The sequence below is a fragment of the Tidjanibacter massiliensis genome, assembly GCF_900104605.1.
Taxonomy (GTDB): Bacteria; Bacteroidota; Bacteroidia; order Bacteroidales; family Rikenellaceae; genus Tidjanibacter; species Tidjanibacter inops.
The window spans coordinates 732,676-745,732 of the sequence record NZ_LT629960.1; the positions used below are offsets into that span (position 1 = coordinate 732,676).

13 protein-coding genes are annotated in these 13,057 nt (G+C 50.0%); 6 read left to right on the forward strand and 7 right to left on the reverse strand.

The annotated features are described in order from the left end of the window. Nucleotides 1–34 precede the first annotated feature (34 nt). The 6 genes from BQ5361_RS04175 (at nucleotide 35) to BQ5361_RS04210 (ending at nucleotide 6,591) form a co-directional block, all read left to right on the forward strand. On the forward strand, nucleotides 35–2,242 hold the full coding sequence (locus tag BQ5361_RS04175) for a RelA/SpoT family protein (RefSeq protein ID WP_035473308.1): 2,208 nt from the start codon (nucleotides 35–37) through the stop codon (nucleotides 2,240–2,242). Nucleotides 2,243–2,276: 34 nt separating this feature from the next. Then, nucleotides 2,277–2,642 carry a hypothetical protein gene (locus BQ5361_RS04180; protein WP_035473311.1) on the forward strand — a complete coding sequence of 122 codons (366 nt, stop codon included), beginning with the start codon at nucleotides 2,277–2,279 and terminating at the stop codon, nucleotides 2,640–2,642. Nucleotides 2,643–2,664: 22 nt separating this feature from the next. Beyond that, nucleotides 2,665–3,048, forward strand: coding sequence for an HIT family protein (locus tag BQ5361_RS04185; RefSeq protein WP_022063595.1), 384 nt, complete (start codon nucleotides 2,665–2,667; stop codon nucleotides 3,046–3,048). Between the two features lie 417 nt (nucleotides 3,049–3,465). Beyond that, a complete protein-coding gene (locus tag BQ5361_RS04190; protein ID WP_022063596.1) occupies nucleotides 3,466–4,062 on the forward strand; it encodes a helix-turn-helix domain-containing protein in 597 nt (198 codons plus the stop codon). 980 nt (nucleotides 4,063–5,042) lie between these two features. Next, entirely contained in the window at nucleotides 5,043–5,873 is an 831-nt protein-coding gene (locus tag BQ5361_RS04205) for a metal ABC transporter solute-binding protein, Zn/Mn family (protein WP_257587944.1), read from the forward strand. Then, entirely contained in the window at nucleotides 5,851–6,591 is a 741-nt protein-coding gene (locus BQ5361_RS04210; protein ID WP_035473863.1) for a metal ABC transporter ATP-binding protein, read from the forward strand. Before BQ5361_RS04205 ends, BQ5361_RS04210 begins: the two co-directional genes overlap by 23 nt. A 493-nt stretch (nucleotides 6,592–7,084) precedes the next feature. On the opposite strand, the gene BQ5361_RS04215 is transcribed toward BQ5361_RS04210, so the two are convergent. The 7 genes from BQ5361_RS04215 to BQ5361_RS04245 all read right to left on the reverse strand — a co-directional run bounded on the left by BQ5361_RS04215 (nucleotide 7,085) and on the right by BQ5361_RS04245 (nucleotide 13,054). After that, a complete protein-coding gene (locus tag BQ5361_RS04215) occupies nucleotides 7,085–7,372 on the reverse strand; it encodes a hypothetical protein (protein ID WP_022063600.1) in 288 nt (95 codons plus the stop codon). Nucleotides 7,373–7,513: 141 nt separating this feature from the next. Continuing rightward, nucleotides 7,514–8,434, reverse strand: a complete 921-nt coding sequence (locus BQ5361_RS04220; RefSeq protein ID WP_052131095.1) for an NAD(P)H-hydrate dehydratase — start codon at nucleotides 8,432–8,434, stop codon at nucleotides 7,514–7,516. Nucleotides 8,435–8,536: 102 nt separating this feature from the next. Then, entirely contained in the window at nucleotides 8,537–9,778 is a 1,242-nt protein-coding gene (gene nqrF, locus BQ5361_RS04225) for an NADH:ubiquinone reductase (Na(+)-transporting) subunit F (RefSeq protein WP_022063602.1), read from the reverse strand. A 15-nt stretch (nucleotides 9,779–9,793) separates the two neighbouring features. Next, nucleotides 9,794–10,414, reverse strand: coding sequence for an NADH:ubiquinone reductase (Na(+)-transporting) subunit E (gene nqrE, locus BQ5361_RS04230; protein WP_022063603.1), 621 nt, complete (start codon nucleotides 10,412–10,414; stop codon nucleotides 9,794–9,796). Nucleotides 10,415–10,418: 4 nt separating this feature from the next. Continuing rightward, nucleotides 10,419–11,063 (reverse strand): NADH:ubiquinone reductase (Na(+)-transporting) subunit D, encoded by a 645-nt coding sequence (locus tag BQ5361_RS04235; RefSeq protein ID WP_035473865.1) that lies wholly within the window; start codon nucleotides 11,061–11,063, stop codon nucleotides 10,419–10,421. Next, the gene (nqrC, locus tag BQ5361_RS04240; protein ID WP_022063605.1) at nucleotides 11,056–11,850 is read right to left on the reverse strand and encodes an NADH:ubiquinone reductase (Na(+)-transporting) subunit C; all 795 of its coding nucleotides are present in this window, start codon (nucleotides 11,848–11,850) and stop codon (nucleotides 11,056–11,058) included. The genes BQ5361_RS04235 and nqrC overlap by 8 nt, the downstream gene beginning before the upstream one ends. Before the next feature lie 7 nt (nucleotides 11,851–11,857). Continuing rightward, a complete protein-coding gene (locus tag BQ5361_RS04245; protein WP_022063606.1) occupies nucleotides 11,858–13,054 on the reverse strand; it encodes an NADH:ubiquinone reductase (Na(+)-transporting) subunit B in 1,197 nt (398 codons plus the stop codon). Nucleotides 13,055–13,057 lie beyond the last annotated feature (3 nt).

Below are 13,057 nucleotides of genomic sequence, written 5' to 3' on the forward strand. Positions count from 1 at the left end.
GCTGGCTTCCGAACCAATCAAACCGTATCTGCCTATGGCAACAGCTGGCTACTCCGAAGAACACGAAATAATCATTACGGACCGTTTCAACGACCTTCTCTCATCCTGCTCGAAAATAGTCAAGAAGGAGGAGGACTGGGAGTTGATACGCAAGGCTTTCTTCCTCGCAAAGGAGGCCCATAAGGGGGTATTGCGCCGCAGCGGGGAACCCTATATACTGCACCCCCTCGCCGTCGCCAAAATCGTAGTGGAGGAGATAGGGCTGGGCGTAAAATCCGTGGCGGCCGCTCTTCTGCACGACGTAGTGGAGGATACGGCCTACACGGTGGAGGAAATCGATACCATTTTCGGGGAGAAGATTGCCTACATGGTGGACGGCCTGACCAAAATGGCCGGGGTAGTGAACACGGACACCTCCAAACAGGCCGCCTATTTCCGCAAAGTGCTGCTGACGCTGTCAGACGATGTGAGGGTCATCCTCATCAAGATAGCCGACCGGCTGCATAACATGCGGACAATGGCCTCCATGCCGCGCGACAAGCAGGTGAAGATATCGAGCGAAACCCTCTATCTGTTCGCTCCGCTGGCCTACCGACTTGGTCTGTATGCCATCAAAACCGAGTTGGAAGACTTGAGCCTGCGCTACCGGTATCCGGAACAATACTTCGAGATTGTCCGGAAACTGGACGAGACGGAGCCAGACAGAAACGAATTCATAAACCGTTTCATCGCCCCCATCAGGCAGCGCCTCACCGAGAGCGGCATCGACTTTACGATAGCAGGACGCGTCAAAAGCATCTTCTCCATCTGGTCGAAGATGCAGCGGAAAGGAATCTCCTTCGAAGACGTTTACGACCTCTTCGCCATCCGCATCGTATTCAAGCCCACGGAACTCATTCCCGAAAAATCGCAGTGCTGGCACATCTACTCCCTCATCACGGACATCTACGCTCCGAAGCCGGACCGCATCCGCGACTGGGTAAACTTTCCGAAAGCCAACGGCTACGAAGCGCTACATGCCACAGTCATGGGGCCGGACGGTATCTGGGCCGAAGTGCAAATACGCTCCGAACGCATGGAAGAGATAGCCGAACGGGGATTCGCCGCCCATTGGAAATACAAACAGGCTCACAGCAGCGAAGACGAATTCGACAAATGGCTTAAAGAGGTGAGGAATGCACTGAAGGGACCTACCGAAGATGCGGTAGAGTTTCTCGACAATGTACGCCTCACCTTATATACCAATGAAATCGTCGTTTTCACCCCCAAAGGAGAACCCCGAAAGATGCCGCAGGGTGCGACGGTACTGGATTTCGCCTACAATATCCATACGAATGTGGGGAACAAGGCAATCGGCGCCAAAGTGAACCACAAGATAGAGTCCATCTTCGAGACGCTGAAAAACGGCGACCAGATAGAGATTATCACCTCCGACAATTCGCGGCCCAATCTCGAATGGCTCGACCATGTGACTACGGCGAAAGCCAAACAATCCATCACCACCTACCTGAAACGTTCACGGGAAAACAACATCGAACGGGGTATCGAACTGTTCGACCGACGCATGGAGGAGTTCGGCATCACTCCCAGCGCACGCGTTTTCCGGAAAATATTGCCTGCCTACGAATGCAGCAACAAGGATGAATTTTATAGCAAGCTGGGGTCCGGCATCATCAATCTCGACGGTGTAGATAAAGTTCTGCGTCAAAATTCGATGAGCAAGGTGCTGAAGTTTTGGGACATCCAGCTCACCAAACCCTTCAAGTCCGACAAACAGGATACATTGCTTGTCGGAAATTCGGATACGAAAGACGGCAATACGCCGAAATTTGTCATCGCAGAAGGGTGCAATCCCATTCCGGGCGACGATATCGTAGGATACAGAACCCCCGGCACGAATACCATCGTAGTTCATAAAGCCGGCTGCGAAGACATTACCCGCCTGGCCGCCCAGCATGGGGAGAATATCATCACCAGCATCAAATGGTCGAGCTACAAAGCCGAATCCTACCTGGCGGAAATAGAGGTCCGGGGCATAGACAGAGTAGGGATATTGGTAGACCTTTCACAGGTCATCACCCTGGAACTCGGCATCAACATCCGTGAACTCGCCATACAGAGTCATGACGGTATTTTTGAGGGCAAAATAAGCGTTTACGTAAAAGATACCGAAAATTTGAATGCCTTGCTGGATAGGGTAGGCAGTATCAAAGGCATCGAAAAAGTGAAGCGAACGCTATAATTACATTTGTAACAACATATATTTTACCACACTTATGGAAGATTTTGTTTACGTGGTAGTATTGCTGCTAATATCTGCAATTCCGGCGATACAGAAAGGAATACAAAAGAAAAGTAAGCTGAAAAAAAAGAGGATGTCCGCATCCGGTAACATTACAAATATAATTACATCGGATTCTGCTATCAGTCGCACTTTCTCTCCGGAACAGACAAAGACAACAACGGCAGTCGACGGACGGCCTATTTATCAACATCCCCGCCGTCAAAACGAATCGACGCTCTGTCAGCTTTCCGAAATACCGCTTGAACCGGAACAAACGGAGCAAACCGACGCAGTATGGGAGGATTTCGATTTACGGAAAGCCGTTGTCTATTCGGAGATATTGCGTCCCAAATTCTGATACTTCAATTTATTTCTGCAATATGGCTACTATTTTTACAAAAATCATTAACGGAGAGATTCCCAGCTATAAGATAGCCGAGGATGATAAACATTACGCATTTCTGGACATCAATCCTGTTGTCGAAGGTCATACGCTGGTAGTGCCTAAAAAAGAGAATGATTACCTTTTTAATTTGGAAGATGACGAGTTGGCAGACCTGATGGTATTTGCCAAGAAAGTCGCTCGTAAGCTGGAAACAAAAATCGAATGCAAAAGGATTGCCGTTACGGTCATCGGACTGGAAGTCCCCCATGCCCACATCCATCTTCTCCCTATCTCTAAGGAGAGCGATATCGATTTTAAACACAAACAGCATCCTTCCCAAGAAGAATTGAAAGCCGTAGCCGATAAAATCAACGCATAAAAAGGCACCCGAAAACTTCTATTTATATTATAGAGCGAATGAAAAGGGGAGGACAAGTACCCTGTCCTCCCCTTTTTATCTCTTTTACATCTCTCTGTGACTCTTTTATATCACCATTAATTACAATTGTAATTGCCATTTCTATAAAATAAATTACAAATATTCATATCCTTGCAACATCCAAACTTTCGCAGTTACCTGCCACAACATCCATTGAATTATAACACATAAAATACTAACAATCAAGACATAATCAACTAACACATCAATTAATAATTAATATTGATTCTGGACATATGCGTCCCGAATAACCATAAAATACATGCCTTCACATATATGCAATATATAACAATATCATTATCAGTAAATTATTACGCGCAAATTAAATATGAATTTCATACAAATAGGAAAGGAAATATGGCAGAGAATACCCATTGTCTCCGGGTATATTCAGACAGAATCAGCAAGGGAAAACCACGAAAACGCTTTGATATTACTCCTGTAATTTATATTTTTGTAAAAACAGATACTATGAAAGAGCGCATAGAGAGGATTTTAAAAGAGAAGTCGTTATCGTCGAATAAACTGGCCGAGATGCTTGAAGTTCAGCCTTCCGGCATCTCCCATATCCTTTCCGGGCGCAACAAACCGAGCATGGATTTTATAACCAAATTGCTGACCGTATTTCCCGACATCTCTCCGGATTGGTTCATCCTTGGTAAAGGCGACATGTACCGCACTGCAACAAACCCGACGCAACCTGCCGTCTCGGTTACTGCTGCACCGCCTGTTAGTATTTCCGATGCCTCTCAGCCCTCAGCCATCCGGCCGACACCCCAGATAGCGGAACAGGATTTATTTTCTGCAGCTCCGGCAACGCAATCCCGGCAATCTTCCGACCGTAACTTTTCCGACAGTACCTCCGGCCAATCTGCCAAAAAAGCGATTCGAAAAGTGATGATATTCTTTTCCGACCACACGGTTGAATCGTTTGACTACTGCAACAACGAATAATCCTCATAATATTTAGATAGAATCTATGAAATATAATTTATATTATGTTAAGTAATATAGGGGATTGCCCGGAATAAACTAAAATACCAACCCCCTTCCGATAACATTTTGCCTGCTAACGGTACCGAAGCGGGTCGAGGCACAACATATCGCGACGTCCCAGATTACGCCAAAATCACCAACGACAAGATAAAGCGGGACATGAAGAATTCGCAGGCAAGGAATCGGCAGCAACTTCCGGATGGTGGCGTAAACAGGAAACCGATGCTTCTTGCAAGATTCTACAGTAACGAATGACAACGGATGCCAAATACAGACGGGTTCATGAAGAACCGAATTACGGCAAGTTTTATTGGAAAATTCCGCTGGGTATTGGAAGATAAATTCGTCAATCCGGAGGATTTGTACAAAACGCTTACGATATTGCCCGGAGAAGAAAACACAATAGTATTTGATGGTATACTTTCGCAGACCCTTTCGAATGGTTGAATGCAAGCAAATATTTGCTGGTCAAGAACGAAGATGATAGTTTGCTAGATATGGAAACCTATACGCTCACGTCGGCGAGCGATACCGGCCGCCATTACGAATATATCTTTACCGAAGACTTTTTCAACAACGGCAAGCCGATAGAATAACAGCACACACCCTATCAAACGCATACATACGAAATGATGCGGCTCGGTCTGAAAAAGCAGCGGCAGATTCCGTATTTTACATGAACTTTTGCTATATTTGTTTCAACCGAATCGCACCTGCGACCACGCACCGGACTGCCGGCCGAAGACCGCATTCGGTTGTTAGCGAATATATTGTGTATATTTGAGTCAGCCGAATCATGGTGCGACCACAGGTTCCGTTGTCCGAGGCACGAATTCGGTCGTTATCGAATAAAGTTTTCTTCATTGGAATTGTATCGGGAAATAAACGTGACACTGAAAAAACACATATCGATTACAGGATTGATAACGGCAATAATCTTGTTGTCAAGCTGTAACAGTCAAAAAAACGCATCGGAGACGGTGTTCACCGCTTCCATATCGCCCATAAAGTATCTGGTAGAGTACATCACCTGCGGAGACTTTCGGGTAGAAGTACTCGTTCCGGACGGTGCGAGCCCCGAATCCTACTCCCCTTCTGCGTCGCAAATAGTTCACGTGGAAGACTCCAGACTCATATTCACCAGCGGGCTGCTCGACTTCGAGCAGGAGCTCATTGCCCGCCTTCCGATAAACAAAGAGGCAATCGTCGATTTAAGCCGACATATCGACATCAAGAAAGGGTCATGCAGCCACTCACACGACGCGACAGGCCACGGTGTCGACCCCCATATATGGACTTCGCCCGAACAACTGAAAATCATGGCGGCCGATACGTACGAAGCCGTCCACCGTCTGTTTCCCGACTCGACACGATACAGCCAGGCTTATGAGACTTTAAAAGAGAAACTGGATGCGGCCTCACGGGAAATCCGGGAAAAGGTGGCCGCCTCCCCTACCCGTTCATTCATCATCTACCATCCCGCACTGACCTATTACGCCGACGATTACGGCTTAACTCAAATACCGCTTGAAAACGAGGGGAAGGAGCCTTCGGCCGTACAGATGGAGAGCATTATCCGCAAAGCCCATGAACAGGGCATCAAAGTCGTTCTTTATCAGAAACAGTTCCCGCTGACCGTAGTCTCCACAGCGGCGACCGACATAGGTGCCGTCCCGATTGAGATTGACCCGCTGAAGGAGGACATTGTCAGCGAGATACTGCGCATAACCGATATTATCACCGCTCATGAAACTGGTGTCGCTCCATAATGTATCGGTGTCGTACGAAGGCATTCCGGCGCTTCGTGACGTGACGCTCGACCTTTTCTCCGATGACTTCACCGGTATCATCGGGCCCAACGGCGGCGGAAAAACGACTCTGGTAAAGGCTATACTGGGCATGGTACCCTATTCGGGACGCATCGAATTCGCGGACGGAATAAGCATACACGACGGCACTATCGGCTACCTACCCCAACAAAATAATTTCGACAGACAATTTCCCATATCAGTCGCGGAGGTGGTATACAGCGGTTTGCAGTCGCGCAAACGGCTTGTTTTCCGTATTTCCTCCGACGAACGGAAAAAAGCCGACGAACTGATGGCCATGGCAGGCATTGCACCGCTCTCCGGAAAACCCATCGGAGCGATATCCGGCGGCGAAATGCAAAGAGCCCTACTCTGTCGGGCACTGATTTCCGACCCGAAACTGCTCATTCTGGACGAACCGACCAATTTTGTCGATAACAAATTTGAAAAGGAACTGTACGAAATACTGGCCTCTCTCAATGACCGCATGGCTATCGTCATGGTGTCGCATGACCTGGGGACGATAACAAGTTACGTCAAGAGCATCGTTTGCGTCAACCGCACGGTACACCGACACAACACGAATAATATTACCCCCGAACAGTTGGCCAATTACAACTGTCCTATCCAACTGATAACGCACGGCGATGTTCCCCATACCGTACTGAAAAGACACTAAAACACCGAAAAGACTGTTTGCCTCCAGTACGACAAAGTCCTCTATAATATTCCCAGAAAGCAGATTACAAGAACCCACATACCCTGCTTATTAGGTTATTCTGCGGCAAAGATTTTGTACTTGAAAAAGGATTCTGACAGGTTCATTACCTATCTGTTTATTCCTGCGTATCAGAAACTCCTACGGTCTGCTTGCGGCTGTTCTGCCTACCCTATCACTGTCCCCCCTCTTCAGCGCCTCATAAGTACACGGCCCCCTTCCAATTCAATCCACTTTGATTTGTGTTCCGGAAACAGACATAGCTCCTAAAAAGACAAAAAGTAAAACACCAACTCAGAAAAGCCCTATACGATTTCTTCTCGGAGTTGGTGCTGAAAACAAATTCTCCACCGATACACTTTCTGAGAAATACCCGTCAAGCCCCCTCGACTGTATTTCCCATGGTCGGCAAGAAAGAACCTTTTCCGGAAAATTTCCGGAAAAGGCTTCCTTGTTATTTCTCATTGACCACTTTGCTCAGTTTATCGAACAAGCCGTCGATACGTTCCATCAGTTCGTTGCGAAGGAAAGCATAATGTTTTTTCACCAGGGATTTGTTGTGTTTCTCGGCCGGATGGTTCGCCATCTCGTAAAATTCGTTACGGGCATCCACCGCCTCTTCCATCACCGCCACGATAGCATCACGGCGTTCCGAATGGAAATACAGGGCCAGATAACAGTCGTACACCACCTCGCTTACAAGGTAATCTATATCTTTTTTTACTCTTCTCAAACTTGCCATTGCGGATAAATCAATTTAACGGTTATACAATAAGCTATTATTGAAAATATAGGAACATATTCAATGAAAACCGAAAGCGACTGTCGGACGACAAGCCCGTCCCACGGCCTAACGTGATTCATTTGAGACAAATATAAGAATTTATTCCGTCTCTTTCAATGCCTCGGCCAGAAAATCTATCAGGTCGGCACTGTTCATACCCTCCATGCCGTAATACTCCGCAGCCTTATCTCCGGCCACCCCGTGCAGGAATACACCCAATACCGCCGCCACATCCGGCTCATACCCGCGGGCAAGTAATCCGGTGAGAAATCCGGTCAGCACATCACCGCTTCCACCCTTGGCCATCCCGCCGTTTCCGGTAGAGTTGAATACTACGCACTTTCCTCGGTTGAAAACGGCTGAATTGGGTCCTTTCACGACGACAACGCTGTCGAGCCGGGCGGCCAGCCCATTCGCCCTCTCCAGCATCTCCTCCTCGTCCCGCCATGTTCCCACCAATCTGCGCAGTTCCCCCAAATGGGGCGTCAATATCGTTCCTGCAGGAACCAACCGCTGCAATCCGGTATGCCGGGAAAGCATATTCAACGCATCGGCATCTATCACCATCCGAACCTTACGGGTACGACACCACTCCAACAGACACTCCAGCGCTTCCACCGTCCGGGAATCCTGTCCCAATCCGCATCCGATACCCACTGCCGTATAACGTGTCATGTCGGCAGGCAGTTCCGTAAAACAGTCGGCCGTATCCAGACTGACCATGGCCGACGGAAAATTCGCTTCGACCGGAAAACGTTCGCTTTCCGGCAGATGCACCGTCACCAATCCGCAACCAGAACGCAGAGCGGCTCCTGCGGAAAGCACGGCCGCCCCCGGCATTCCCCTCGAACCGCAGACCAACAAGGCATGCCCATACATGCCTTTATGGGCATCTTCCGCCCGCGGCTTCACCAACGCCCTGACTTCATCCCATGTAACATACTCGAATCCCCATCCGGAGCGCTCGGCAAACGCTTCACTGACTCCCGGCGGAAGGAACATGATTTCACCCTTTACCATAATTCTATTATATTGCACAACAGCCAGCGCTCCCTTTTGGCATTTGGATAAAAGCGGCGGGGCTTGGAAGCTCCGCCGCTTTTATCCAAAATACACAGACTGCTAACCGAAGTTATCATACATGATATTCTCCTTCGGTACTCCAAGGTTGTCGAGCATCTTCTCTACGGCAGCGGTCATCGGACCGGGACCACAGATATAATACTCGATATCCTCCGGCGCATCGTGATACTTCAGGTAGTTATCATAAATGACCTGATGAATGAATCCCGTATAACCGGTCCAGTTATCCTCCGGTTTGGGTTCCGAAAGCGCCACCTCGTAACGGAAATTCTCGTGTTCACGCGCTATCTCCTCGAACTGTTCTTCGTAGAATATCTCCCGTTTGCTACGGGCACCGTACCAGAACGTCACAGGAACGGTCGTCTTCTTGGTCAGGAACAGGTCGAAAATATGCGAACGCATGGGAGCCATACCGGCACCGCCGCCGATAAACATCTTTTCGTTCGGCGTATCCTTCACGAAGAACTCACCGTACGGACCGGATATCGTAATCTTGTCACCGGGTTTAAGCGAATAGATGTAAGAAGAACATATACCGGGATTTACATTCATGAAAGCACCCGCAGCCCTATCCCACGGCGGCGTTGCGATACGGATGTTCAGCATGATGATATTACCCTCGGCCGGATGGTTGGCCATCGAATAGGCCCGGAACGTCGGTTCCGGATTCTTGGCTACCAGCCCCCACATCTTGTTCTTATTCCAATCCTCGTGATACTCTTCGTCGATGTCGAAATCCGAGAACTTGATAGCGTCGTATTTCGGAACATCTATCTGAATATAGCCGCCGCTGCGGAAGTTCAGGTTCTCACCGGCCGGAAGCTTCACCACGAACTCCTTGATGAACGTGGCCACATTGTGGTTCGAAACCACCTCGCATTCCCACTTCTTCACGCCGAGCACGGCTTCGCTGACATGTATCTTGAGGTTGTCCTTCACCTTCACCTGACAGCCGAGCCTCCAATGTTCCTTTTGCTGGCGACGGGAGAAGAAGCCCGTTTCGGTAGGCAGTATTTCACCTCCGCCCTCCAATACCTGGCACTTGCACATTCCGCAGGTACCCTGTCCGCCGCAGGCGGACGGCAGATAAATATTCTGGGCAGCAAGCGTCGCAAGAAGCGATTCGCCGGTCGAAGCCGTGAGCACCCTCTCGCCGTCGTTGATATCTATGGTGACCTCGCCCGAGGTCGTCAGTTTGGCTTTGGCGAACAACAGCAGTACGACGAGCAACAGTACGATTATCAATGCCGCCACTACCGCGATTATAATAGAGTTCATCATAATCCACTAACCTATTTAATTGATTTGAATACCGAGGAACGACATGAATGCGATACCCATGAGCCCCGTAATGATGAAAGCGATACCCGGCCCTCTGAGCGGTGCGGGTATATTGGAATAGCTTATCTTTTCACGGATAGCAGCCATCATCAGTATGGCGAGCCACCAGCCGATACCGGAACCGAGTCCGTACGAAGCGGCTTCGCCCACGTTCAGGAACTCCCGCTGCTGCATGAAGAGCGAACCACCCATGATGGCACAGTTCACGGCTATCAACGGCAGGAAGATACCGAGCGAGTTATAGAGCGAAGGGCTGAACCTCTCCACAACCATCTCGACGAGCTGCACGAATGAAGCGATAACAGCGATGAAGACAATGAACGAAAGGAAACTCAAATCCACATCGGCCAGTTTCGGACTAATCCATGCCAAAGCGCCCGGCTGCAGCAGGAACTCGTCTATCAGGTAGTTCAGGGGTACGGTGATGAACATGACGAACGTCACGGCAGCACCCAGTCCCAAAGCCGTTTTCACATTCTTGCTTACGGCGATGTAGGAACACATGCCGAAGAAGTAGGCGAAAACCATGTTGTCGATAAATATCGACCTTATAAATATATTAAATATACTCTCCATACCCCTACTTTTCTATCAAATCCCTGTTTTTACTGCGGTGTATCCAGATAATGACGCCCACGAGGATAAGGGCCATGGGCGGCAGCAGCATGAGGCTGTTGTTCATGTAGCCATGCAGATAGGCGCTCTCGGGAATTATCCTGTATCCCCAAAGCGTGCCTGCTCCGAACAGTTCCCTGACGAACGCGATGACAATCAGAATGAGTCCGTACCCTAAACCGTTGCCGATACCGTCGAGGAACGACGGCCAGGGCTTGTTGCTCAGCGCGAACGCCTCCACGCGGCCCATGATGATACAGTTGGTGATTATCAGTCCGACGAATACGGAGAGCTGTTTGCTGACGTCATAGACGTAGGCTTTGAGCACCTGGTCTACGAGAATTACCAGCGTGGCAATCACAACGAGCTGCACGATGATTCGGATACGGTTGGGCAGCCCCTTGCGCAGAAGCGACATGACAAGGTTGGAAAAGGCGGTCACGACCGTAACGGACACCGCCATTACGAATGCGGGTTTCAGTTTCGCCGTCACGGCCAGCGAAGAGCAGATACCGAGTATCTGTACGATGACCGGGTTGTTCAGGTTCAACGGCCCCCACAGTAATTTGAAGTTCTTCGAAGAGAACATGGACGCTTTATCTTTACTCATGGTTTTCAACTGTTATATCGGTTAAGCTGACCTGTTTCAACTCCGGCTGCGCCGCGGCGGCCTGCTGCTTGCGTATCAGCGGGAGGTAGGCCTCCAGGCAGTTCCGGAGCATACTTTCGACACCGCGGCTGGTGATGGTTCCGCCCGATATCGCATCCACGGCATGGTCGTTCCCGGCCGAAGCACCGGCCCCTTTGAGCACCGCTATTCCGGTAAACTCCTCGCCGTCGAATATGGTCTTGCCGATGAACTGTCCTGAAAATGCGGGAGTGGTGATTTCCGCACCGAGTCCGGGAGTCTCGCCCTGATGGTCGAAAACCGCACCGCGGATGGTATCCCAATCGCTTCCGAGGGCGATATATCCCCATATCGGTCCCCAAAGCCCCGCGCCGTACACGGCGAGTACATTCAGTACGGTACCGTCGTCCAGCCTGGCAACAAAGACGGGCAGTTGCCTTTCTGCCTGCGGTTTGGCATATTCGTCCTTCAGCTTGTCAAGCAGGCCGAACGCCGCCGCACCTTCCACACGGTCGCCTTCGCCGTTCACCACATAGCTGTCCGTAATGTATTTCTCGTACTCCTGTTCGATGTATTTGGTCTTGTCTTTCACTTTGTCGGCATCACCGCCCAAACCGATGGTAGAGAGGATGGCCCCCTGTTTCTCAACGGCAATGTTGGCCTGCTGCCGGCTTTTCAGTGCCATGGAGGCCACCGAAAGAAGCACCGCCACGATGATTATCATCACCGAAGCATATATGATAATATAAACGTTGCTGTTCTTATTCATGGCCGCACTACTGTTTAACTGTTTTCAAACGTTTTTTCCTGTTACGGACATTGGCCTGTACCACATAGTAATCCACGAGCGGCGCCAGGGCGTTCACGAAGAGTATCGAAAGCATCATGCCCTCCGGATAACCGGGGTTCACCACCCTGATGAGCACGGTCAGCATACCGATGATAAGTCCCGTGATTATCTTGCCCGCATTGGTCTGGCTGGAGGTCACCGGGTCGGTAGCCATAAAGACCGCACCGAAAGCGAAACCGCCCAGCAGCAGATGGTAGTAGGCGGGCATCTCCATGTAGGCATTGCCGCCCACGAGATTGAATATCCACCCCATAATGAGGCCGCCTGCAAAAACGCTCAGCATCGTTCTCCAGCTCGCCACTCCCGTGTAAAGGAGTATAGCAGCGCCTATGAGGATACAGAAAGTGGAAACCTCGCCGATACTGCCGGGAATGAAGCCCCAGAACCAGTCGCACGGCGTCGTACCGCCGAAGTCTAGCGTAGAGGCACCGGCCGAAACGCTGTCATTGATGTACCCGAGCGGCGTAGCGCCGGAGAATCCGTCGGCATACGCCCCCCCCTTGGAGAAACCGCGAATCCACACCTGTTCGCCGGAAATCTTCGGCGTATAGGCAAAGAAGACGAATGCACGCGCCAGCAGGGCCGGGTTGAAGACGTTCATGCCCGTTCCGCCGAACACTTCTTTGCCGAACACCACCGAGAATGCGACGGCAAGCGCCAGTATCCACAGCGGGATGTCGATAGGCATTATCATCGGGATGAGCAGACCGGTGACGAGAAATCCTTCGTTCACCTCCTCGCCCTTATGCTGTGCGACTGCGAACTCGATACCGAGCCCGACGATATACGAAACGAGTATCATCGGCAGCATACGCACGAATCCGTACCACCAGCATTTGAACCACATCGCCTGCGATACGGGGTCGGCTATGGCAGCGAAGTGCTGGTAACCGACATTATACATGCCGAACAACAGGGCGGGCAACAGGGCGATAATGACGATTATCATCGTACGCTTCAAGTCGTTCGCATCACGTATATGACTTCCCCTGCGGGTCACCGTATTCGGAACGAACAGGAACGTTTCAAACGCATCGAACGTAGAGTGCAGGAAACCGAACTTTCCGCCCTTGGAGAACGCCGGTTTGTATTTGTCTACGATTTTTCTCAGTTGTTTCTCCATATC

Bases quoted from the DNA above. Each gene is read 5' to 3' on its own strand.
- BQ5361_RS04180 (WP_035473311.1), top strand. From the start codon at position 2,277: ATGGAAGATTTTGTTTACGTGGTAGTATTGCTGCTAATATCTGCAATT.
- BQ5361_RS04190 (WP_022063596.1), top strand. From the start codon at position 3,466: ATGGCAGAGAATACCCATTGTCTCCGGGTATATTCAGACAGAATCAGC.
- BQ5361_RS04185 (WP_022063595.1), top strand. From the start codon at position 2,665: ATGGCTACTATTTTTACAAAAATCATTAACGGAGAGATTCCCAGCTAT.
- nqrF (WP_022063602.1), bottom strand. From the start codon at position 9,778: ATGATGAACTCTATTATAATCGCGGTAGTGGCGGCATTGATAATCGTA.
- BQ5361_RS04220 (WP_052131095.1), bottom strand. From the start codon at position 8,434: ATGGTAAAGGGTGAAATCATGTTCCTTCCGCCGGGAGTCAGTGAAGCG.
- nqrE (WP_022063603.1), bottom strand. From the start codon at position 10,414: ATGGAGAGTATATTTAATATATTTATAAGGTCGATATTTATCGACAAC.
- BQ5361_RS04235 (WP_035473865.1), bottom strand. From the start codon at position 11,063: ATGAGTAAAGATAAAGCGTCCATGTTCTCTTCGAAGAACTTCAAATTA.
- nqrC (WP_022063605.1), bottom strand. From the start codon at position 11,850: ATGAATAAGAACAGCAACGTTTATATTATCATATATGCTTCGGTGATG.
- BQ5361_RS04210 (WP_035473863.1), top strand. From the start codon at position 5,851: ATGAAACTGGTGTCGCTCCATAATGTATCGGTGTCGTACGAAGGCATT.
- BQ5361_RS04175 (WP_035473308.1), top strand. From the start codon at position 35: ATGGCAACAGCTGGCTACTCCGAAGAACACGAAATAATCATTACGGAC.
- BQ5361_RS04215 (WP_022063600.1), bottom strand. From the start codon at position 7,372: ATGGCAAGTTTGAGAAGAGTAAAAAAAGATATAGATTACCTTGTAAGC.
- BQ5361_RS04245 (WP_022063606.1), bottom strand. From the start codon at position 13,054: ATGGAGAAACAACTGAGAAAAATCGTAGACAAATACAAACCGGCGTTC.